Consider the following 20,683-nt stretch of genomic DNA (forward strand, 5'->3'; position numbering starts at 1 on the left):
ATGCCGGCCAGATTGAACGTTACCGCATCTCAGCGCCAATATTAGTCCAATTCGCTCAAACCACCATCTCGGCTTGCAATAATTTGATCTGATCCCTGACCCGAGCCGCATCCTCGAATTCCAAGTTTTTCGCGTGTTGATACATTTTTTCTTCCAGCTGTTTCAGGGCTTTAGCGGCCTGTTTCGGCGTCATCGCTTTGTAATTGCCGGCCGGTTCGGCGACTTTAGCCCTAGCATTGGAAATGGAACCGCCGGAACCGGGGATGGACAATTCCAGAATATCGGTCACCGATTTGAAGATGGTTTTGGGCTGAATGTGGTGCTCTTTGTTAAAAGCCATCTGTTTGGCGCGACGACGTTCGGTTTCGTCGATCGCCAGTTGCATGGAACGGGTAATTTTATCGCCGTAGAGTATTGCCTTGCCGTTAACATTACGGGCGGCGCGGCCTATGGTTTGCACCAAGGACACCAGCGAGCGTAAAAAACCTTCCTTGTCGGCATCCAGGATCGCCACCAGCGACACTTCCGGTATGTCCAGACCTTCCCGCAGCAAGTTGATACCCACCAATACATCGAATAAACCTAGCCGCAAGTCGCGAATAATCTCCACCCGCTCCACCGTTTCGATGTCCGAATGCAGATAGCGCACCTTGACGCCGTGCTCCATCAAGTAGTCGGTCAAATCTTCCGACATGCGTTTGGTCAGCGTGGTGACCAATACCCGCTCCTGCACGGCGATGCGTTTATTAATCTCGGACAGCAAATCGTCCACTTGGCTAGTCGCCGGCCGCACTTCGACCAGCGGATCGACCAACCCGGTTGGGCGCACTACCTGCTCGACCACCGCGCCAGAATGTTCTTTCTCGTAAGTGCTTGGCGTAGCCGACACATAAATGCGCTGGCCGCAGATTTGCTCAAACTCTTCGAAGCGCAGCGGCCGGTTATCCAAGGCCGACGGCAATCTAAAACCGTATTCGACCAGGGTTTCCTTACGCGACCGGTCGCCCTTGTACATCGCGCCGATCTGCGGCACGGTGACATGGCTTTCGTCGATGATCACCAAGGCATCGTTAGGCAGATAATCGAACATGGTCGGCGGTGATTCGCCGTCGGCGCGGTTAGACAAATGTCGGGAATAGTTCTCGATGCCGGAGCAATAGCCCACTTCCATGATCATTTCGATGTCGAACAAGGTGCGTTGCTCCAGGCGCTGGGCCTCCACCAATTTGTGGTTGTCGCGCAATTGTTCCAGCCGTTCGGCCAGTTCGATCTTGATTTTCTCCACCGCAATCAATAGTTGCTCGCGCGGCGTCACGTAATGGCTTTTCGGATACAAGGTGAAGCGAGCGATCCGCTGGGTGACTTCGCCAGTCAAAGGGTCGAACATCGACAAGCGTTCGATTTCATCGTCGAACAATTCGATGCGTAGCGCCTGCTCTTCGGATTCGGCCGGAAACACGTCGATCACCTCGCCACGCACCCGATAGGTTGCGCGGCGCAGCTCGGTGTCGTTACGGGTATATTGCATTTCCGCCAAGCGGCGCAAGATGTCGCGCTGCTTAATCATGTCGCCGCGCACCAGATGCAGCACCATCTGGAAATACGACTCCGGCTCGCCCAAGCCGTAAATCGCCGAAACCGTGGCGACGACGATAGTATCGCGCCGCTCCAGCAAGGCCTTGGTGGCCGACAGCCGCATCTGCTCGATATGCTCGTTCAGCGAAGCGTCCTTGTCGATGAAGGTGTCAGAAGCCGGAATATAGGCCTCGGGCTGGTAGTAGTCGTAATAAGAAACGAAATACTCGACACTGTTTTCCGGAAAAAACTCCTTCATCTCGCCGTATAGCTGCGCCGCTAACGTCTTGTTGGGCGCCATGATCATTGCCGGCCGTTGGGTTTGCTGGATCACATTGGCGACGGTAAAAGTTTTGCCGGAGCCGGTCACGCCGAGCAGGGTTTGGTGCAACTCGCCGTCGTTGATGCCTTCGACCAGTTGCGCGATCGCAGTGGGCTGGTCGCCGGCTGGCTGATAGCGGCTTTGTATCTTGAAGGGTTTATGCCCTCCCGCGCCGCTCTTGGCCGAATGGGGGTCTTCCACGGCCAGAATGCCGGTAATCGCCGATTGGCTCAGTTCCATGCGCCGCTTGTCGCTCATCGTTCATCTCCTTTGTATTTATCGTTTAGCGCTAGCCAACGGCTGTCGAGTTGCATGCTAAAATCTCGAGCACTCAGCCAAATAGAGCCAAGGCTTTTTTGATGGTGGACCAAACGCCCCAACTCAACGGTATCAGTACATATAGCCAAAACAAGACCAATAATAACGGACTGGAGGATTTGATCGGTTCGGGATGATTCATGGCTTGCTCCTCGATATTAATGTTCGGCGTCGTCTGTTTCCGGATAGATGCCATCCAGTTCGTCGAATTCGTCGTGTTTCATATGATGTTTCTCGTGCACCGGCCGAATCGCCAGATTCGCGATAAACCCCACCACCAGCAGGCCGGCCATGATGTACATCGTCACATTGTAGGCTTCGGCCTTGGCCACGCCCTGGCCGATCTGGTATTCGCGAATGTAATTGACCAACACCGGCCCCAACACCCCGGCCGTGGACCAAGCCGTCAATAAGCGGCCGTGAATGCCGCCGACGAAACGAGTGCCGAAAATATCCGCCAAATAAGCCGGAATCGTCGAGAAGCCACCGCCGTACATACTCATGATTAAGGCGTACAACAACACGAACAAGGCCATGTTGCCGGCCATGCCCATGCTGGGAATCGTGGCGTAAAGCGCTGCGCCGACCATGAAGAAGATAAAATAAGTATTTTTCCGACCCAGGAAATCCGAAGCGGAAGACCAGAAAAACCGGCCGCCCATATTAAACAGACTCAGCAAACCGACGAATCCCGCCGCGGAAGCTGGCGTCACCGAACCTTTGAACATCTCCTGTATCATCACTGAAGCCTGTCCCAACACGCCGATGCCGGCCGTAACATTGAGACATAGCACCAGCCATAGCAGATAAAACTGCGGGGTTTTCAAAGCCTGGTCGATATGCACATGTTTGTCGGTGATCATTTTGTTTTGCACTGCCGGCGGCGTCCAGCCGGCCGGTTGCCAGTCCACCGGAGGAATACGAATGGTCAACGCGCCGATCAGCATCGAACAAAAATACAGTCCGCCCATCACCAAAAAGGTCTGCGTCACGCCCACCGATTCGGCCGATTTGAAATGATCCATCAATAGTACCGACAGGGGCGCACCTATCATCGCGCCACCACCGAAGCCCATGATAGCCATGCCTGTAGCCATACCGCGCCGATCCGGAAACCATTTGATCAGCGTCGATACTGGCGACACGTAACCTAAGCCCAGACCGATGCCGCCGATCACGCCGTAGCCAAGATAAATCAACCCGATTTGATGCAACTCAACGCCCAGCGCCGAAATCAAAAAGCCGCCGCCAAAACAGCACGCCGCCACAAACATCGTCAATCTCGGCCCGACTTTTTCCAGCCATTTACCGCCGAATGCCGCCGATAAGCCCAAGAACACGATAGCCAGACTAAAAATCCAACCCAGCGTGGTCAGCTTCCAATCCTCCGGCGCGGAACTAGCAATGCCTATCACCCGCGTCAGCGGATCGTTAAACACGCTAAAAGCGTAGGCCTGACCGATGCACAAATGCACCGACAAGGCCGCCGGCGGCACCAGCCAGCGGCTATAACCCGGTTGCGCAAAGCTGTGTTGTTTAGAAAAAAAACCCGACATAGTCCCCTCATCTTCTACTACTATTCAATATCGGCGCTCAATTACACCGGCTGTTCAATGGGATTCTAACATTTCGGCGCAGGCTGACTTAAATCCAAATGTTGATTCAGCCGATGATCTGTTTCTGCACATCCCTCGTCCTCTAGGCGCCGGTCGAATCGCAGACCAACCGCCCTGCAATAAGCCATCGATCGAGATTGCGACCCGTTGGGTAGGTCAAGCGTGTCATCTCAACGATCTTCATGACTTTGTGACCTGTGTTATGCAGTCTCGCAACTTGCTTATGCCTGTCGTGTAACTGCGCCAAAGTTTGTTGCCTTCAAACTAAAAGTTGACAACTAAGTTTAATGTTTATAAAATGCCTACTCTACCTGCTTCAACAGGTAGTGCCGAGGTGGTGAAATTGGTAGACGCGCTAGCTTCAGGTGCTAGTAGGGGTAACCCTGTGGAGGTTCAAGTCCTCTCCTCGGCACCATATTAAAGTTTCAGGTGGTAACATCTGACAACGAAACCCGCAAGCTGAAAGGCTTAGCGGGTTTTTTTATGCCTCACGTAGTAACACCTAACCCCACCAAAGAACCAACACGGTGTTGGTTTTTTTGTTGGTATCTGCCATCATGCCCACACCCAATACCAACAAAACCGCCAGCAACTGGCGTCATTCATGGAGCGTTTGCCATGCTGACCGATACCGAAATCCGCAAACTCAAACCAACCGAAAAGCCGCAAAAGATCAGCGACGGCGGTGGCCTGTTTTTACTGGTCACGCCGCAAGGCAGCAAACTATGGCGATTGGCTTACCGTTTCGCCGGCAAGCAAAAAACGCTGTCGATAGGCGAGTATCCGAGTGTCGGCCTGGCCGACGCCAGAACCAAGCGCGAGGAGGCCAAAAAGCAGTTGGTCAACGGTATCGACCCATCGAGCGCTAAAAAGGCCGCCAAAGCGGCTAGCCAAGAAGCGGCCGCCAACAGCTTCGAGGTCATCGCCCGCGAATGGCACGAAACCCACATGGCGAACAAAACCGAAGACCACGCCCAAAAAACCCTAACCAATTTCGAGAAAGACGTTTTCCCTTGGCTTGGTCGCATACCGATAACCAACATCGAAGCACCCGACGTGCTAGCCGTGGTCAAGCGCATTGAGCAACGCGGCGCCAATGAGATTGCCAAAAAGGCCAAGCGGTCGATAGGCCAAGTCTTCCGCTACGCCATTGCCACCGGACGCGCCGTTAGAAACCCGGTTCCCGATCTGCAAGGCGCATTCGTGCCGACCACCGTCAAACACCACGCCGCCATTACCGATCCGGTTCAAATCGGCGCACTGTTGCGAGCCTGTGAAGACTACACCGGCCACTTTGCTACCCGATGCGCGTTGCGCCTGTCGTTCTTGGTCATGTTGCGGCCTGGCGAAGTGCGCAAGGCGGAATGGGCCGAAATCGACCTGGAACGCGCCGAGTGGCGCATCCCGGCCGCCAAAATGAAGATGCGCGAGGAACACATCATCCCGCTATCCCGGCAAGCGCTGACTATCTTCGAGGAAATCAAGCCGCTGACCGGCGGTAGCCGCTTCGTGTTTCCGTCGGTACGCAGTAATGTTAGGCCTATGTCCGAAAACACCATCACCGGCGCTTTGCGGCGACTGGGTTACACCGGGGCGGAAATGACAGCTCACGGATTCCGGGGTATGGCGTCGACCAGGCTCAACGAAGCCCACCTATTCCACCCCGACGCCATCGAGCGCCAGCTTGCCCACGGCGAGCAAAACAGCGTTCGAGCCGCCTACAACCGGGCGCAATATTTGCCGGAACGGGTGAAGATGCTGCAGTGGTGGGCGGATTATTTGGACAGTTTGAAGGAAGGCGCGGCCGTCGTGCCGTTTCAACGCAAAAGCGCCCAAGCTCTATAATCGAAACGCCATGAGCGGTTGTTTCCAATGGGAGCGGTTACAGGCGCGAAAGTGATTGTATGATCCGGTTCGAATCCGGCGCCGCTCATGGTCCCTTTCCAATCAGACGATTAAACCGAATAAACCGCGCCTAGCCCGACGGGGCGAACCTGGGCAACCTTTCACCCAGTGGCGCGGTTTTCCTTTTGAAAGGACAACCGAGAAAGGCGGAAATATGAACGAGTTTTTAAATCGAATAGCCGAAGAATCGGAAGCCGGAAATTTTGATGAAGTTTTTAGGTTATCGAAGAGCTTTAATATTGTATTTTTCAATAACTCGCTTTTTGAAGAACTCACAGAAACAGCTTATTTTCCGAGTCTAAATCCTGATATTTCGGATGAAGTAGACCCAAATAAAACTAACGAGGAGTTAAGAAAAGAAGCATTAGAGCGCGTTATAAAAGACCCTGCTTTAGCTGTTCTTGCCCCTTGGGACTCTGTGGCAATCAAAGAAATTACAGACTACGATTTTATTTCGTTATTTGAAGCAGCGTTGCTAATTGGCTATCGAGTTGATAACGATCCTAGATTGCTGGTTTTCTCAAGCCCTGAATTGTTTTTAGATGCCATCATCAGCAAGCAAATCGACCCGAGAGAACCACACACCTTTATTCCATTAAGCAAGCTGCACGAATCCCCAAAAGTCGTTAATGGTGAAGTATTTTTTATTAAAGAAACACCAGATTTGTCTTGGAAATTGAGTTTAAAAGAAGTGGCTGAATTTGCGATTGCAAAGGGATACCCAGAACACCTTTTCGCCGATTTGCTAAACGAAGCAACAGGCCAATTAACACAAAATACCGTCGAGACAGTTGCAGAAAACATAGCGGAAGCCAATCACCAAGAAAGACAATCCGCCCCTGATATTCAATCGAATAACACAAGCAACCCAAATAAATCAGACCAATTAGCAATACTCAATCAGGCAAGCGCCCGATTTTGGCAAAATGCCGACCGGAACGATAAGGGGACATGGCCTGACAACAAAACCGTTGCAGCGTGGCTTATGGGGCATAAGTTTTCTGAACGTACCGCCAAAGCCGGTACTACTATCATTCGCCCAGACTGGGCTGCAACAGGGCGTAGGCCTAAAGAACAATGACACCGGCAAAGCCTTGTAATATCGGGCTTTGTCTAAATTGTGACACCCAAATAGCAAAACCATTTCGGTATTAATCCAAAAAACACCTCCTTACGCTATCACCTGATTTCATTCCGAAATCGAGAACATCAGGTGAACCATGCAAAAACCTCAAAACTCCCAACCCCAAACTAACCCACTCCAACCCGGCCATAACCTGCGGGTTTCCGATCTGGCCCCGCGCCTGGGTGTTTCAAAAAACACCATCTGGCGCTGGGTGCGCGATAAAAAAAGCGACTTCCCCAAGCCTCTCAAGCTATCCGAGAAGGTCACCGTCTGGAAAGCTGACGATGTTTTAGCCTGGCTCAACAGCAAACAGCAGGCCGCCTAAATGACGCCCATCAAAGCGCTGGCCGCTGCCCTGCCAACCCCGCCGAAACTCACTAAATCCATCAGGAACTTGCTTATGACCAACCAACAAAAACTAACCTACCGCGAACAACTGAAAGCTAAAATGGCCGCCGACAGTCGGCAACTGGAAACACTGGTCACCCGCCGCGAGCAATTGCGACGCGAATGCCTGGAAGCGAAAAACCGCGCTGAAGGCTTGGCGCGCAGTGCCGAAACCTACCCTTCGAAACAAGGCGAAGCCGACGCCGAGCAGCAACGCTTCGAACGCTTGAACGCAGACCTCGAACACGTACAAACGCAAATCGACGACTTACAGCGAAACATCGATTCTGACAAAGCCGCCTTGGCCGCGTTTTGCGTCGAAGTCACCGCGGCGGAAATCGTCGACCAGCAAAATGACATCTTGACTGATGAGCAAAAAGCCAATGACTGGAAGCGTTTGATAGCCGAGCAGCAAACCATTATCGACGCCGCGCAAGGGCTCGAGGATACCGCCGCACCGCTTAAAAAACAGCGCGGCCAATTGCAGGCCGAAGCCGCCACCGGCATCGACCACGGTAAAAAACTGGCCGCCCTCGAAACCGAGATTACCAAGGCCGAGCAAGCCGACATCGCCGCCAATCAAGTCAGGATCGATCTAGCCGGCAAAGCCACCGAAACCAAAGCGGCGCTGGAAGACATGCTGGCCAGCCTGAACCGGTCCATCGTGGTTAAACGCCACAATCAGGTGCTGTTGCAAGATAGCCTACTGGATCAATGGGCCCTGGAAGCGCTGGGTAAGTATCAAGCAGCCGCCAAACAAGTGGCTGACAGTCTGCACACCATGGCCGCAATCGATAGTGTGATAGCAACCCTGGGCATTCGTCATCGTTCCGGCGTGCTGCCTGAGGCTCAGTCAGCGCAACAAATCGTTTTGCCGGGGATCGGCGACCTGCCCAAAAACCCCGCCGGCCTTTTCCTACGCACCATGACCGGAATTACCGACGAAGCCAGCCGGGAGGCCCTGTTAAACCGCTTGAAAGCCCAAGGCATTGAGGTATAACCATGAGCCAAGCCATCACCAGAAAGCGCCGCCGTATCCCACAGCCGAAACCATCGACGATAAGCCCCCGTCTTCTGGCACGGATTCCCTATCCCTGGCCAAACAAACAGCGGTCAATCCAGGAGGCTAAACGATGACTCGATCAACCAAACTCGACCGCCTGCCGGGGGCGGTCAAAACCGAGCTGATGAGCAGGATTCTCGGCTCGACCGAGAGCTACGAAAGCATTGCCGACTGGCTAAAGCGCACCACCGGCACCCGCTATTCGAAATCGACCATCGGCCGCTTTGCGCAAGCCCTGCGTTCGGTGCATGGCGGTTTGCTGGAACTGGGATTGTCTAGCAAGGCGCTGGCGGCCAATGCCGGCAAGCTGGAAAGACTGGGGGCGTATCTGGTGCAGCGGGAGCTGCTCACCCGCCGCATCGAATCCTTGCAAAAGTCGATTTTCGGAACTCTAGGGACTGGGGAGGGCGAACGATGAGCGCCCCCAAACCAACCCAAGCAACTGCTATCAAGTCCGCTTTGCTGGCCGGTAGCCGAGTCGATTCGGTGATGGCGTTCGGTCTGGGCATCACCCGCCTGGCTGCCATCATCAAGCGCTTGCGCGAAACTGGCTTGCCGATTGTTACCGAGCAGGATAAAGGCAATGGTTTAGCCCGCTATCGCTTGCCGGAAGACTGGCTGGGCGGGGATGCGGAACAATCGTCGCCCGAGTGCTGCGAAAAACGCCCCTCCGGGCTTACGTCCGAAACGATATCGACTCTAAGCGCCCGCATCCCCACAAACCGGAAAAACCCAACGTAAAAAGCCCCGCTGAGCGCCAACTCAGCGAGGCCTTTGCCGAAGCGTGAACCCCAATACCCACAACCACCAGCGCGGCGCATTATGCGCGCCGCAAGGGCTATTTTCAATGTCTTTTCGTCACCCGATCTTGACACCACGCCGTAACCCGTCCATGATTCGCACCGTCGTTGCCACAGCAGCGGCCGGGCGTGGAAACCCGAATTACACAAGCGCGAAAGCGCCGATAATGGCGTTTTTTTATGCTCCTCGTTTTGGCTGGCGTTATGCCTGGCCGCGTTCGTTATGGCGGGGTGCTGTGGGCAGGCGCAAGCCTGGCCGGTCGCCTGTGTCCGGTATTTCCACCCCATTGCATCCCGTCGCCCGTACCGTGGAAAGTATCGGCGGCGGTTTATCACTCGCAACACAGGATAAATCGCTATGAATACCCCATCCCTGGGCAATTGCGCCCAAAATCCGGCCTCATTACCCGCTTTCAAGCAAGCAGACATCAGACGAGTGGTATTGAATACCCTCAAAAATCAATCTGGTTTCAGAGCAAACTACGATGTATTGCTGTTCGCTTTACGCGAGCAAGGCCATGTCATTACCGAAGACCATTTACGCATCGAATTATTTTGGTTGGATAACACCGCCAACGCTTTGGTTATCGATGAGAACGCCTTTTGGTGTGTTGCGGAATTAACCAACATTGGCCGAGATGTTGCGGAAGGCCGCCGAACTATTCCGGGAATTGGGCAACAAGCCGCTGTATCGCGTCGAGTTTCCCAAAATCCCGCCGTAGACGCGCCACTCGCCGCAACCGTCCATTTCCAACCCAAGACTAAAGGCGATGCCGTCAACGACTTCCTGGCGCAAATTCGCGCCCATGAAATCGAACGCGAAACCGTTTTGGCGGCCGGAATTCCGGCCTTGCAACGTTTGGCCAAAATCGCCCAGCGCGACACCGGCCAAGCCGCCACCGTGCGCTTGTTTCTGCTGGGGCTGTATAACGGCTACCGCTTCCCGTTCAACCTGACCGCGTTACGCGGCCTCGATCTTGAGTTGTTCAACGACTGCATGGCCGTGTTGACGCTGGACGCCCGCGCCACCGTTAAGGAGGTTCACCAGTATTTCGACCACGGCGGCGAGCTGTTCGAACAATTTGCCGAAATCGCTATGGAGGGCAAAGCATGAAAACCACCATCAACACCACATTGACCCGTCACGACGCCGAAGCGCCTATCGCCCTGGAATTAAATCATCGGGCGTTTTCCGATGTATTCGGCTTGGGCTTGATCCTACGCAGTAAGGGCCGGCTGGAAACGCAATTTGCAACCGATGCAAGCGGCTTGCAGCATTGCAAACAGCAGTTGGAATACGTACAAAATCAATGCTTATGGGGATTGCAAGGCATCGGCGGCCTTATGGTCGCCGCCAATCCTGCCGAACTGTGCAAGGACGATTTGGCCAGCGTCGGCGGCCTGATTCAAAACCTGGCGCAACTGGCGGAAGATGCCATAGGCCACATGGAAAGCGTCAACAGTGATTTGGTTGACCGCGCCAACCAAATCGAGGATCCGAAACAGGCCGCCCACCATGCCGACGTTCACCGAGAGGCGGTGGAGATTTGGCGCAATCAGCGGGTTAGCTACGCCGACGCGGTAGCTATGGCCGCCGGCCGCTTGTCGGTGCGCCTGGCCGATGCGGCGGCAACCGAGGAGGCCTAAGCCATGAGCAACCTCGACAAACTGGCCGAACTGGAGGCCTTGACCAAGCCTATCACCGAAAAGGCCGTGAAACGCGCGCGTAAATACGGCAGCACCAAAGCGGTACCCGAGAACGAGGATTTTCTGGGCGAGATGTTGGAAGGCTTCCAGGAAGAAGAGTTTGTCGAGGATGCCATCATCGCCCCACCGCAACCGACACCGGCCATGTTTTACGGCTTTGTCGGCGAAGTGGCGCGGGTGGCGGCCGACGGCACCGAGATTAACCCGGTCGCCGCGGCGATGGTGTTTTTGTCGTTCCTGGGGGCGAACGTCGGCGGCGATAGCTTTTACCGCATCGGCAACAAGGTACATCACCCCTTGTTGTTCACCCTGCACATTGGCCGATCAGGACGCGGCAGAAAGGGCGATTCGCAACAGCTCATCCATCGCATACGCCACCACATCAACGAGCGCGACAGCTCGATATTGGGCAATTTTCACGATACCGGGCTATCTTCCCGCGAAGGTTTGGCCACGCTAATTCACGATGGTTTTGGTGAATCACCGGCGATTGCCGACAAGCGTTTGTGGATAATCGAAAGCGAGTTTGCCAACGTGTTGCACCAATCCAAACGCGAGGGCAATACCTTGTCTTCGGCGATTCGGGAGGTGTGGGACGGCGGTGGCATCAAGCCGGCTACCAAGAGCAAACCCGTCGGCGTGAGTCATCCGCTCATCGGGATCCACGCCAACATAACGCCGGGCGAGTTGAACGGCTTGCTGAACGCGCGGGAAATGTCCAACGGCTTCGCCAATCGGTTTTTGATGATCTGGGCCGAAAAAACCAAATCGATAGCCTATCCCAAGCCGACGCCGGAAGCGGTCATTGAAGACCTGGCCAATCAGACCAGGGAAATTATCCGCTTTGCCAAGGGCGGCTATCCCAACAGCAAAAACGGCCTTGAAATACACTTGAGCCAAGCGGCGCGGCAATACTGGAGCGAGGCTTACCTTAACCTCGACAGACCTTTGGATAGCGATTTTCTGAACGAGATACTCGAACGCCGGGCGCCGTATGCGATTCGGCTGGCCATGTTGTTTGCCCTAGCCGATCAATCCCGAGTGATTGAGGTTTGCCACCTGGAAGCGGCGCTGGCCTGGATTGCCTACACCCTGCAAACGGTGAAGTACGTTTTCGCCGATCAGGCCAGCAACCCGCGCCAGTTGGAAACCCGGCAACATGCGGCCAAGATTGTGGCGTTTTTGCGCTTGCGGCCGAACGGCGCGAGTAAGTGGGATTTGAACGACGATTGTTTTCAAAAGCGATGCAGCGGAGAAAAAATTGATTCGGCATTGCGGTTTTTACTAGCCGAAAATCCGCCCAGAATCGCGGTGGAAATCACCCATCCGGGGAGCAAAGGCGGACGCCCAAAAACCACATACACATTGAAAAATAGTGCGGAGAAACTAAAAAACCTCCAAAACCCCGCCGCGCCTGGGCCTGAGGGTGGTTTACCCCCTGCGGAGAAACTGCGGAGAAACTCAACCAATGACGAAAACGCGGAGGTTTCTCCGCAGTTTCTCCGCACCGATAAAAACGCCCCAAACCTAGACGCGGCGCGGCCTGCCGAGTTTTTAGGTTTCTCCGCACTTTTTTGTAATGATTCGACCAAACAACCGGCCAAAAATCGATCGCCGAACCGTCAAAAACCGACGGCGGACGCCGGCAATAAGCTTTAGCGATCGACAATCCAATTTAACGGCCGGCAATCCGATCGAACCAGACGGATTGCCTTTTTGTTTTTCAAGCACCAAGGGGGCTATCATGCGTTTTGACCCTACCGAGTTCATTGAAGTTTGCCAATGCGCCAACATCCACTTGCGCCGGGAAGGCCCGTTTTTATGCTGGGACGGTAGCCGCCACTGGCGTGGCAATTCGGACCTGATTGCCGTCTTGCGCCAACACAAAGACGAATTGATGCCGCTATTGCCGGACACCAGCCCGCAAGCCGATTTATTCGACCCATACCAGTAAGGGAGTTTGAGAAAGGTTACAGCTATGAGATACGAATTTGATTTTTGTTTGCCCTTGCCGGATCCGTCGTTGAGGCTAACCTTTTGGTGGGACGATAAAACAGGTGAGCTATGCGGAGAGAACGCAGAAATCGTAGCAGCCTGGGCGGATGAAGCTAAGGAGAATGGATTTATTTACTGCGGGCCATTGGCGGGCCATATTCCGGCTACCAATCCTTTGCATGTTAAGGCTGAGTTTTGTGCATTGATAGGGTATGAGCAGCTTCCCGATAGTCTAAAAAGCGCCTATCCAAGCAGAAATTACCCTGGATTCGAACGCTTTGACGATATGGTGATTCCAGATGCTATAAACCCAAAAATTGATGTTCAGTACTGGATCATCAAAGAACCATGCGGCGAGTATTTGCTTTACGCCGAGGATGGCGAACTGCTTGACGGCTTGAAATCGTGTTGCATGGCTTGCCATGGCGTGGTGTTGGGCGGCACGAATGGCGGCTTATTTTGTCCGCCGCGCTCGGCTATCCCTAACCATCGTAAACGCCTGGCGCTGTCTAGCCCCAGTTTGCGGCTTTCCGGTCAAGTCTTGACCGAATTCAACGGGATATTGTGGGATTTGTCGGGATAAATCGAATTTTAAGATGCAGCCGGCATTACGGCCGCTTGCCGGGAGGCCTTGAGGGTGTCGGTGATTCGAATCGACACTCCCGGAAAGCTTTGACACAGAAAACCGGCGACGCCATCCGCCAACGCTTTGGCCTGTTCGATAGATAGGCCGCACTTCGCCAGTTCAGGCGGAAAATACTCTTCCAGCACTTGCAATGCCAGTGGTTTGTTTTTGGCTTCGGCACACGGCCGGCCGGATTTATTGCAGCGTCCTGATGGATCGGCCCGCATCTGGCGGGTGATACCATAGATTTGTTGAAGACTCAGCCGATACTTTACTGTCAATTCGGCATGGTTTTTGCCGTTGAATTCCAGCCAAATCGCCTTGTTGCGTTCCTGCAAAACCAAAGTTTGTTTATCGGTAGACGGTAACCGCCGTGTCATCAGTCCATCGTTTAACAAGGTCATCTGCAAAGAATTGGTCAAAGAACTCGATCCCTTCGGCGACGAGAAAACCTTGATCTTCTGCGCTTCGGATCGCCATGCCGATATGGTCAAACGCATTCTCGACCGCCTGTATAAAAAAATGTACGGCGACGAATACAACGAGGCAGCGGTCAAGAAAATTACCGGCCAAAGCGATAAAGTTGGTCAGCTGATTCGCCAGTACAAAAACGAGCGTTATCCGAATATCGCCATTACCGTGGACTTGCTGACCACCGGTATAGACGTGCCTAAAATTAGCCACTTGGTATTTTTCCGCCGAGTCCGTTCACGGATTTTGTACGAACAGATGCTGGGCCGTGCCACCCGTCGCTGTGATGACATCGGTAAAACTGTGTTCAAGATTTACGACCCCGTCGACATCTACGCCACGTTGCAAGAAGTCAGTTCGATGAAACCGTTAATCAAAGATCCTAACGTGACCATCGAACAATTAGTGCAGGAACTCACCGATCCCGCCAGTCACAATGCGCCAGGCAATAAGCCCGATACCAGCCATGCCCATGACGTATTGGATGCCTTAAGCCAGCGGGTGATGCGTATCTTGCGTAAAGCCCAAACCAAAGCCGCCAACAAACCGGAATTACAAAAGAAACTGACTGAATTGGAATCACTGTGGGGTGTGGCACCCGATAAACTCCACCAACATCTGCATCAGCTCGGCCCAGAGCAAGCCTCGGAATTTATTAAGACCAATAAAAATCTGCTGAACCAACTCGATCAAGTCAAAAACCTGCTCGGCTCTGAATACTATCCGGTCATTTCCGAGCATGAAGATGAACTGAAAGAACGCGAACAAAGCTACGGCAACCATGCCAAGCCCGCCGATTATCTGGAAAGCTTCAACGACTTTATCAAACACCAAATCAACCAGTCGGCAGCGTTGGCCGTCGTAGTCAATAAACCCAAAGACCTGTCCCGCGAGCAACTGCGGGAAATCCGCCTGCTACTCGATCAACACGGCTACACCCCAAAACTCCGCGATCAAAAATCTTTACAGCGTTAAATAACGAACTTTTGTACTTCTTGCGGGCGGCTGTTAGCGCTAATGATTTTAACAGAGACTTATTTAGCCAAAGTATTGGTCATGCTTGCTGGAACAATATTGATACCAAGAACAAATTTAAAACTCTTTGGCAGCAGTTTGCTCTACTTTCTGTAATAGAACGTCAATCGGTGTTCGAGAGAATCAATAATGGGCAGATTATTCAACGATATTTTTGCGATTCTTCACACCCTTTTCCCGACATAAAGCCAGATGCACTGAATCAAAAATTGGCTGATCTCACTAAACACCTTTTTACCAGAACAAAAGATTTAGCTGAAGTTCGCGACGCTTGTGATGGAGAAACAATTCAGCAACATTTCAATAATTTTTGCGAAAAAAATGGATATTTATGTCCTGTCTGTGGAACTGAACTACTAGCACAATTGCGTTCAAATACTGACGATGAAGATCAATGGCGAGGGCCATATGACCATTTATTGAGTAAAGATAAATACCCAACTTTCACGATTCATCCAGACAATTTGATTCCGATATGCCACACCTGTAATAGCAAGGCAAAAGGTGCAAAGCAGTTGCTATTCAAAAAAACACATGGTGGAGTTGAAAGGCGGAGATCAAGTTTTTATCCTCATACTGAACACTGTCGGGATCTTGTAAGGGTTGAATTGAATGGCGACGCGCTATCTTTACAGCTAACAGTACTATGGGATGTGGCTGATTTAGAACTTTCAGAAAAAATGACGTCTTGGACTGAGGTCTATCAGGTAAAACAAAGAGTCGAAGGAACACAGGCCGATTTTATTGTATGGATTGCAAGCGATTGCCAACCAGAAAGTTACGATGACTTTATTCAGCAGTTGCGCCGAAAGGCTATTCCGCCTAGTTATCAGGTAATACGTTCAGAATGTTTCAAATTCTGGCGATTTAAGCTCTATCATTGGATTGCACAACAAAGTGATGATTTTAAACAGCAACTTTGGGCAATGATTAATCAGCGCCGAAGTGATGAAGATTCCAGATTAGTTTACGGGATATAGTTCGGGATCAGTTGCTTCCCTATAGCAATCATTTTATCGAGTCCGAGCGACCGATATTAAACTGCCACCTGTACAAAAATTTGGTTTTCAACCGGTGTATAAATGTCGGTTTCCACACTCGGCGTTTTAATACTCACAACCAAGGCATAGCGTGCCGACTTCCCCCAGCGTTCCAAATTCGCTCGCTCCTTCCACCAACCCAATACCGGATAAACGGCGATATAACCTCGCTCGGCAAGTTCCGCCGCTTGTCCTGTCCAGCTATCGGAATGCACGGATCCCAGGCTACGCAATTTCTCACCCAACAGCCATTGGCCACTGTCTGGCTTGGCTCCGTTGTAGGCGTTTTCTTCGTCACGGGCCTTTTGATTGATGCGCTGTTTGAATTCGGTCAGCGTTTCCAGGGGGCGGCGTACATCGAAGCGTAAGCCATGGGATGCAAAGCGGTATTTGTTGACCCAGCCTCTGGAACCAGGATTCGGCTCGATGAAGTAGGACAAAGTGACCTTCATCTCGACTTGGGTTTCCGGCGGCAAGTCGCGCAAGATTTCCGCAGGCCATGGCAGCGTGTGCAAGTTGACGTCACGGGTTTTAACTTCACTGCCTTCCTTGGTATACGGATGAATGATGTCTTGAGCAACAAGGGTTAGCTCGTTACGTGCGCTCCAAAACAAAGTTTCTTCATCCGGTACGCCATAGCCGCAATACCTTAGCAGTTGGCGGTATTTTTCCTGGGTAGTCAACGGTGCAAACACCGCCTGCATAGCGGGTGTCCATTGGGCGGAATGGACCAATAGAGCTCTAATCGTTTCCGGCCAATAGTCTGGGTATAAAGCTTGTACTTTCGCTGCCAAATTAGCGGCTAATGCTGCGGCTGCGCTGGTATCGCCGAACGACACCAACTGTTTGCCCAAAGTAAACTGGTGGCCTGTGGTTAGCAATTGCAGTGCATCATCGATGTAATCGGCTTCGACATGGGCTGGGTTGGTAGCCATGTTACCGGCTTCCATGACAATCTCTGGTTTGATTGGCCAAGTTTTCTGCCAGTCCATGGATGTACAACTGGCCGGAGCCAAACCGCCTGGTGGAGCCAATGGTGACCACCCAGGATTAGTGATCGTGTCCAGCCAGGCTTTATCGGTATATCCACCGACCGTAAGCGCATTCCAGGATTGACCAGGGTCATGTACCTCGTCGGTCAGGTTGTTGTCGGGATACAGGTGCCTATATTGTGGATCAGTGTTGCCCGCTGACAGGATGATCAAGCGTTGTTGTTCGTCCTCATAACCGGATGTGATTGCATCAATCGCGGCAGACCAGGACGAGGGGCGTCCACGATCTCTGTCGTCAGTGGTAGAAACTGCCATGCAAAACACGCGCTGCCGGTTGGCTTCGATTTCTACCCTGGCGATACTTTCTCGAGTAATCGCGCCGTAGAGGGATTTATCTGCATGGAAGTCTGGGTTCGGCGTGATTTTTACCGATTCAAGCCGATGGGTGAGCCGTATAGGTAATGGATTCGTCAGTGCCTCGGTTAAGTCGCCATAGACTGATAAGCCTGCCATATTGGTGCCGTGCCCATGTCGATCATCTGTTCCCCATGAGGGGAGATAAGAATGCATGTCGGTCGTTTCCGCCACCGGCTGTAACAGCGGATGCGCTTGATTGACGCCAGTATCCAGAATACAAACCGATGGTGCAGCATCGGGTGGTGGCGTTAGGTGTTGTAAGGTATGTTCGATCCAGGCACGTTGGTCTTGACGACCCATGCCGGTGAAAAAGTCGGCGGTATCCTTGGCTTTTCTGAGTTCGGCAATTGCACCCAGCAAGTGAATGGATTGACTGATTTGCTCGCGAGCGCCAAATACCAGGACGATGATTCTATCGAGGAAATGAATGGACTCGGTGCCGACTCTCAGATCAAGCTGAGGGGCGTGGTCACGCAGAAAGGCTTCGTAGTCGATTTCGCCCGAGCGTCTTAGCCAGACTTCCCACCAAATCGACTCACCGGCATTGGGCATTAATTCCGGCTCATCCGTCCAAAGAGCATCCATGGCAGCGAGTTTGATCGACGTTATACTCTCGACCAAGTCTTTATTTTTGGGTTGATTTTTGGGAGTATTTTCGAGCTGATATTGGGAGATCTTCTTTAGAAAGTGAGTTAGCTTGCCTTCTGGTACAAAAACGGTCGCAATGGTTTTGTTATCAACAAGCTTAACGTTACAAAGCTCGATACCGCTTGGCTGAAATTCCAAGCTGGCAAATTTGAGCTCAAAATCCGGTTCACTTTCAAAAGCCAGATAAATGCCGTTGCTAACATCCAGGCCGAAGGCTTTCTGCTGTTCGATAATGCCAGTTTCTTGAGTTTGGATTTGCTGAATTTGCTCAAGAAGCTGTTCGGCATGCGCTTGGCGATTTCTGGCTGGGGTATTTATACCGGCACCGCCAGGTCTTGGGGGACGAGCATAACTTTCAGCAGTCGCTGAATTTTGAATCAGTAGGTGTGGAAGGCGTTCCTTGCTATTTTCGGCCATTTAGAGCGTGATTTGTTGTTTTTGTCTAACCAGCCGCCGTTCTTTTATCGAATGAATCAAGTCTGTGTGGCTGACCACTTCTTTGTTATGAATAATGGCATCCTTGATGGCATCCTCACAAGCTCGGGTAATGTCGCCGTAACTAAGAGTTTCAGCCGCTTCGGCCGCTTTCGACCAGTATATGCGAGAAGTTTTATAGCTAGCCAGCTTGGATTTGATGGCCTCAATGATTTCATCTTTGGCTGGCAACTCATACTCGATCAGATCGTCGAAACGCCGGAACAGGGCATGATCCAGCAACTCTTGATGGTTTGTTGCCGCGATTAACAGGCTGTCCGAGCCATCCTGCTCGATCATTTGTAGAAAACTGTTTAACACACGGCGTATTTCACCAACATCGTTAGTATTACCGCGTTGCGAGCCAATGCTGTCGAATTCGTCAAACAAATAAACGCCGCGAGTTTGTTCGATTGCATCGAAGATCAAACGTAATTTGCCCGCTGTCTCGCCCATATATTTGGTCATCAGGCTTTCCAGTCTAACGATAAAAAGTGGCAGACCCAATTCACCGGCCAAAATTGATGCTGTCATGGTTTTGCCGGTACCTGGTGGCCCAACCAATAACAGTTTCTTGCGTGGCGACAAGCCATGTGCACGCAATTTTTGCACATGCTTATGCTCTTTGATTAATCGTTCCAGCTTACCTTGTATGTTGCCGGATAGAACCATATCTACCAGTCTTAGTTGGGGATAGCTGACATTCAGCAATTGGCTGAGTTCGCCTTTGGGCTTGGCTAATGGGATAGCTTTCGACTCAGTTACCCGAGGTTTACCCTTGGCACTATCGATCAAGTCGCGTATTTCTTTGGCAAGATTGCCGTGTCCCTTTTTTGCTTCTTGTGCGGCCATTTGCATAGCAATCGACAAAAACATAGCGTCGTCGCCGTCTACATGCGACTTGAGCAATGCTTTGATTTGATTAGCAACGGCCATGATGATAAGGATCGGAAATCGTTAACTTGAAATTTTACCTTCTAGTGTAATTCATAAGGCCTTGCAACGGAAAAACATTTAGCCGCTGCTCAAAAACTGGATCTTCAACAAGACTTGCTGTGAATGGTAAATTCATCATCCAAGACAAGCATAGCCGGTAAGTAAGTTGATTGGCGCATTGAGTTAAAAGGCGGGGTCAATGCGCGAGGCTCTAAATATTATTTGTCCATCTGACTTAAACAAAGGCGTAAAAGTTCACAATGTAAAATACCCTCAATACAGCGGATTGCCGGTTGGTATTGAGGGCTATTTTTTGAATAGTCCGAATATTACAGACCATTTTGTTCCATCAATCTGATTTTTAATTTTTCTCTCTCTGAATTAATAAAATTTTGTTTATCTTTTATGTCATTGAGAACAAATAATGTCGCTTGACAGTCACCGAGTGCATTGTGTGATATCCAGTCTTCTCTTTTGCCACCCGCTTCATAAAATGAATCGGCCAATGAAATGCTACCGTAACAATTGGTAGAGCCGTAGCAGCGAGCTGAAGCGTTCATCGCGCAAAACGAATTGATTGAACTAATATAATCTGTTTCAATTTTAAAGGCATGGAATGTTTGCTCTAGCAATCGAAGATCAAAGCTGGAGTTGAAAATAACAACTGTGTTGTTGATTAATATGTTTTTAATTTTATCTGCATCGACAGCGATAGTTTTTTCGTTCTTTAGCATATCGAGACTAATACCATGGACTTGATAAGCTCGATCACTTATATTGACGGTAGGCTTATATCTGGCGTTATGCAGCACAACTCCGTTGTGATCGATAATTGCTAGTTCAATAATTTGACTCTTATCGTCAAGCCCAGTTGTTTCAGTGTCTAAGACAACATATCTCGCATCAAAAAGGTTTTGGACTGTTTTAGAAATACTTATAACATTGGAATATTCTTTATCATAACCAGCTAAGTGCCTGTTGACTTGAAGCATTTTAATTGCTCTGGTTTGCTTGTCTGATAATGCTTTTTTCGCTGGCAATTTTTCGCAATCAGACAATCTGTAAACTGGATATTTATCTTTTTTATAACGATTTCGCCACCAGGCGGCTGGATTGGCGTCGATCTTTGGCTTCATGCCAAAATCAGTTTTTAATCTATTAATAGTATATAATTTTTCGCTACCTTCCATAAGTCACCAAATAATTTAATTGAATAAATTAAATTCTAACA

Annotated in this window: 20 protein-coding genes and 1 tRNA gene; 14 read left to right on the top strand and 7 right to left on the bottom strand. The window is 51.3% G+C overall.

The window, feature by feature from the left end:
• Positions 1 to 55 precede the first annotated feature (55 nt).
• The 3 genes from uvrB to QZJ86_RS11125 form a co-directional block, all read right to left on the bottom strand.
• Positions 56 to 2,155 (bottom strand): excinuclease ABC subunit UvrB, encoded by a 2,100-nt coding sequence (gene uvrB, locus QZJ86_RS11115; protein WP_301670475.1) that lies wholly within the window; start codon positions 2,153 to 2,155, stop codon positions 56 to 58.
• A gap of 73 nt (positions 2,156 to 2,228) precedes the next feature.
• On the bottom strand, positions 2,229 to 2,357 hold the full coding sequence (locus QZJ86_RS11120; RefSeq protein ID WP_301670476.1) for an MFS transporter small subunit: 129 nt from the start codon (positions 2,355 to 2,357) through the stop codon (positions 2,229 to 2,231).
• Between the two features lie 16 nt (positions 2,358 to 2,373).
• On the bottom strand, positions 2,374 to 3,771 hold the full coding sequence (locus QZJ86_RS11125; protein ID WP_301670477.1) for an L-lactate MFS transporter: 1,398 nt from the start codon (positions 3,769 to 3,771) through the stop codon (positions 2,374 to 2,376).
• 388 nt (positions 3,772 to 4,159) lie between these two features.
• Here QZJ86_RS11125 and QZJ86_RS11135 point away from each other — a divergent pair.
• From QZJ86_RS11135 to QZJ86_RS11190, 12 genes are all read left to right on the top strand, one after another.
• Positions 4,160 to 4,246 (top strand) — tRNA-Leu (locus QZJ86_RS11135).
• Between the two features lie 203 nt (positions 4,247 to 4,449).
• Complete coding sequence (locus QZJ86_RS11140) at positions 4,450 to 5,676, top strand: tyrosine-type recombinase/integrase (RefSeq protein ID WP_301670478.1); 1,227 nt, start codon at positions 4,450 to 4,452, stop codon at positions 5,674 to 5,676.
• 214 nt (positions 5,677 to 5,890) lie between these two features.
• Positions 5,891 to 6,817, top strand: a complete 927-nt coding sequence (locus tag QZJ86_RS11145) for a hypothetical protein (protein ID WP_301670479.1) — start codon at positions 5,891 to 5,893, stop codon at positions 6,815 to 6,817.
• 139 nt (positions 6,818 to 6,956) lie between these two features.
• The gene (locus QZJ86_RS11150; RefSeq protein ID WP_301670480.1) at positions 6,957 to 7,187 is read left to right on the top strand and encodes a helix-turn-helix transcriptional regulator; all 231 of its coding nucleotides are present in this window, start codon (positions 6,957 to 6,959) and stop codon (positions 7,185 to 7,187) included.
• Positions 7,188 to 7,262: 75 nt separating this feature from the next.
• On the top strand, positions 7,263 to 8,249 hold the full coding sequence (locus QZJ86_RS11155) for a coiled-coil domain-containing protein (protein WP_301670481.1): 987 nt from the start codon (positions 7,263 to 7,265) through the stop codon (positions 8,247 to 8,249).
• 133 nt (positions 8,250 to 8,382) lie between these two features.
• Positions 8,383 to 8,730: a phage protein Gp27 family protein gene (locus QZJ86_RS11160; protein WP_301670482.1), complete on the top strand. Its 348-nt coding sequence runs from the start codon at positions 8,383 to 8,385 to the stop codon at positions 8,728 to 8,730.
• Positions 8,727 to 9,053 (top strand): helix-turn-helix domain-containing protein, encoded by a 327-nt coding sequence (locus tag QZJ86_RS11165; RefSeq protein WP_301670483.1) that lies wholly within the window; start codon positions 8,727 to 8,729, stop codon positions 9,051 to 9,053. The genes QZJ86_RS11160 and QZJ86_RS11165 overlap by 4 nt, the downstream gene beginning before the upstream one ends.
• A 417-nt stretch (positions 9,054 to 9,470) precedes the next feature.
• The gene (locus QZJ86_RS11170; protein ID WP_301670484.1) at positions 9,471 to 10,226 is read left to right on the top strand and encodes a DUF7673 family protein; all 756 of its coding nucleotides are present in this window, start codon (positions 9,471 to 9,473) and stop codon (positions 10,224 to 10,226) included.
• Positions 10,223 to 10,759, top strand: coding sequence for a hypothetical protein (locus QZJ86_RS11175; protein ID WP_301670485.1), 537 nt, complete (start codon positions 10,223 to 10,225; stop codon positions 10,757 to 10,759). Before QZJ86_RS11170 ends, QZJ86_RS11175 begins: the two co-directional genes overlap by 4 nt.
• Before the next feature lie 3 nt (positions 10,760 to 10,762).
• Positions 10,763 to 12,478 carry a DUF3987 domain-containing protein gene (locus tag QZJ86_RS11180; RefSeq protein ID WP_301670486.1) on the top strand — a complete coding sequence of 572 codons (1,716 nt, stop codon included), beginning with the start codon at positions 10,763 to 10,765 and terminating at the stop codon, positions 12,476 to 12,478.
• Between the two features lie 85 nt (positions 12,479 to 12,563).
• Positions 12,564 to 12,773, top strand: coding sequence for a hypothetical protein (locus tag QZJ86_RS11185; protein ID WP_301670487.1), 210 nt, complete (start codon positions 12,564 to 12,566; stop codon positions 12,771 to 12,773).
• Positions 12,774 to 12,797: 24 nt separating this feature from the next.
• Entirely contained in the window at positions 12,798 to 13,397 is a 600-nt protein-coding gene (locus QZJ86_RS11190) for a hypothetical protein (RefSeq protein ID WP_301670488.1), read from the top strand.
• Between the two features lie 8 nt (positions 13,398 to 13,405).
• Here QZJ86_RS11190 and QZJ86_RS11195 read toward each other — a convergent pair whose 3' ends face one another.
• The gene (locus QZJ86_RS11195; protein ID WP_301670489.1) at positions 13,406 to 13,819 is read right to left on the bottom strand and encodes a Mor transcription activator family protein; all 414 of its coding nucleotides are present in this window, start codon (positions 13,817 to 13,819) and stop codon (positions 13,406 to 13,408) included.
• 34 nt (positions 13,820 to 13,853) lie between these two features.
• Between QZJ86_RS11195 and QZJ86_RS11200 the strand changes: the two genes are divergently transcribed.
• Positions 13,854 to 14,885 (top strand): helicase-related protein, encoded by a 1,032-nt coding sequence (locus QZJ86_RS11200; RefSeq protein WP_301670490.1) that lies wholly within the window; start codon positions 13,854 to 13,856, stop codon positions 14,883 to 14,885.
• 20 nt (positions 14,886 to 14,905) lie between these two features.
• Positions 14,906 to 15,925, top strand: coding sequence for a hypothetical protein (locus QZJ86_RS11205; protein WP_301670491.1), 1,020 nt, complete (start codon positions 14,906 to 14,908; stop codon positions 15,923 to 15,925).
• Positions 15,926 to 15,981: 56 nt separating this feature from the next.
• Here QZJ86_RS11205 and QZJ86_RS11210 read toward each other — a convergent pair whose 3' ends face one another.
• The 3 genes from QZJ86_RS11210 to QZJ86_RS11220 form a co-directional block, all read right to left on the bottom strand.
• Positions 15,982 to 18,459, bottom strand: a complete 2,478-nt coding sequence (locus QZJ86_RS11210) for a S8 family peptidase (protein WP_301670492.1) — start codon at positions 18,457 to 18,459, stop codon at positions 15,982 to 15,984.
• The gene (locus QZJ86_RS11215; RefSeq protein ID WP_301670493.1) at positions 18,460 to 19,452 is read right to left on the bottom strand and encodes an AAA family ATPase; all 993 of its coding nucleotides are present in this window, start codon (positions 19,450 to 19,452) and stop codon (positions 18,460 to 18,462) included. It lies immediately after the preceding gene.
• Between the two features lie 329 nt (positions 19,453 to 19,781).
• Positions 19,782 to 20,642: a 3'-5' exonuclease gene (locus QZJ86_RS11220; protein ID WP_301670494.1), complete on the bottom strand. Its 861-nt coding sequence runs from the start codon at positions 20,640 to 20,642 to the stop codon at positions 19,782 to 19,784.
• Positions 20,643 to 20,683 lie beyond the last annotated feature (41 nt).

The organism is Methylomonas montana (assembly GCF_030490285.1).
GTDB classification, from domain to species: Bacteria; Pseudomonadota; Gammaproteobacteria; order Methylococcales; family Methylomonadaceae; genus Methylomonas; species Methylomonas montana.

What these genes read in the sequence shown, in the direction of transcription:
- uvrB (WP_301670475.1), bottom strand. Translation starts at nt 2,155, where the DNA reads ATGAGCGACAAGCGGCGCATGGAACTGAGCCAATCGGCGATTACCGGC.
- QZJ86_RS11120 (WP_301670476.1), bottom strand. Translation starts at nt 2,357, where the DNA reads ATGAATCATCCCGAACCGATCAAATCCTCCAGTCCGTTATTATTGGTC.
- QZJ86_RS11125 (WP_301670477.1), bottom strand. Translation starts at nt 3,771, where the DNA reads ATGTCGGGTTTTTTTTCTAAACAACACAGCTTTGCGCAACCGGGTTAT.
- QZJ86_RS11140 (WP_301670478.1), top strand. Translation starts at nt 4,450, where the DNA reads ATGCTGACCGATACCGAAATCCGCAAACTCAAACCAACCGAAAAGCCG.
- QZJ86_RS11145 (WP_301670479.1), top strand. Translation starts at nt 5,891, where the DNA reads ATGAACGAGTTTTTAAATCGAATAGCCGAAGAATCGGAAGCCGGAAAT.
- QZJ86_RS11150 (WP_301670480.1), top strand. Translation starts at nt 6,957, where the DNA reads ATGCAAAAACCTCAAAACTCCCAACCCCAAACTAACCCACTCCAACCC.
- QZJ86_RS11155 (WP_301670481.1), top strand. Translation starts at nt 7,263, where the DNA reads ATGACCAACCAACAAAAACTAACCTACCGCGAACAACTGAAAGCTAAA.
- QZJ86_RS11160 (WP_301670482.1), top strand. Translation starts at nt 8,383, where the DNA reads ATGACTCGATCAACCAAACTCGACCGCCTGCCGGGGGCGGTCAAAACC.
- QZJ86_RS11165 (WP_301670483.1), top strand. Translation starts at nt 8,727, where the DNA reads ATGAGCGCCCCCAAACCAACCCAAGCAACTGCTATCAAGTCCGCTTTG.
- QZJ86_RS11170 (WP_301670484.1), top strand. Translation starts at nt 9,471, where the DNA reads ATGAATACCCCATCCCTGGGCAATTGCGCCCAAAATCCGGCCTCATTA.
- QZJ86_RS11175 (WP_301670485.1), top strand. Translation starts at nt 10,223, where the DNA reads ATGAAAACCACCATCAACACCACATTGACCCGTCACGACGCCGAAGCG.
- QZJ86_RS11180 (WP_301670486.1), top strand. Translation starts at nt 10,763, where the DNA reads ATGAGCAACCTCGACAAACTGGCCGAACTGGAGGCCTTGACCAAGCCT.
- QZJ86_RS11185 (WP_301670487.1), top strand. Translation starts at nt 12,564, where the DNA reads ATGCGTTTTGACCCTACCGAGTTCATTGAAGTTTGCCAATGCGCCAAC.
- QZJ86_RS11190 (WP_301670488.1), top strand. Translation starts at nt 12,798, where the DNA reads ATGAGATACGAATTTGATTTTTGTTTGCCCTTGCCGGATCCGTCGTTG.
- QZJ86_RS11195 (WP_301670489.1), bottom strand. Translation starts at nt 13,819, where the DNA reads ATGACACGGCGGTTACCGTCTACCGATAAACAAACTTTGGTTTTGCAG.
- QZJ86_RS11210 (WP_301670492.1), bottom strand. Translation starts at nt 18,459, where the DNA reads ATGGCCGAAAATAGCAAGGAACGCCTTCCACACCTACTGATTCAAAAT.
- QZJ86_RS11215 (WP_301670493.1), bottom strand. Translation starts at nt 19,452, where the DNA reads ATGGCCGTTGCTAATCAAATCAAAGCATTGCTCAAGTCGCATGTAGAC.
- QZJ86_RS11220 (WP_301670494.1), bottom strand. Translation starts at nt 20,642, where the DNA reads ATGGAAGGTAGCGAAAAATTATATACTATTAATAGATTAAAAACTGAT.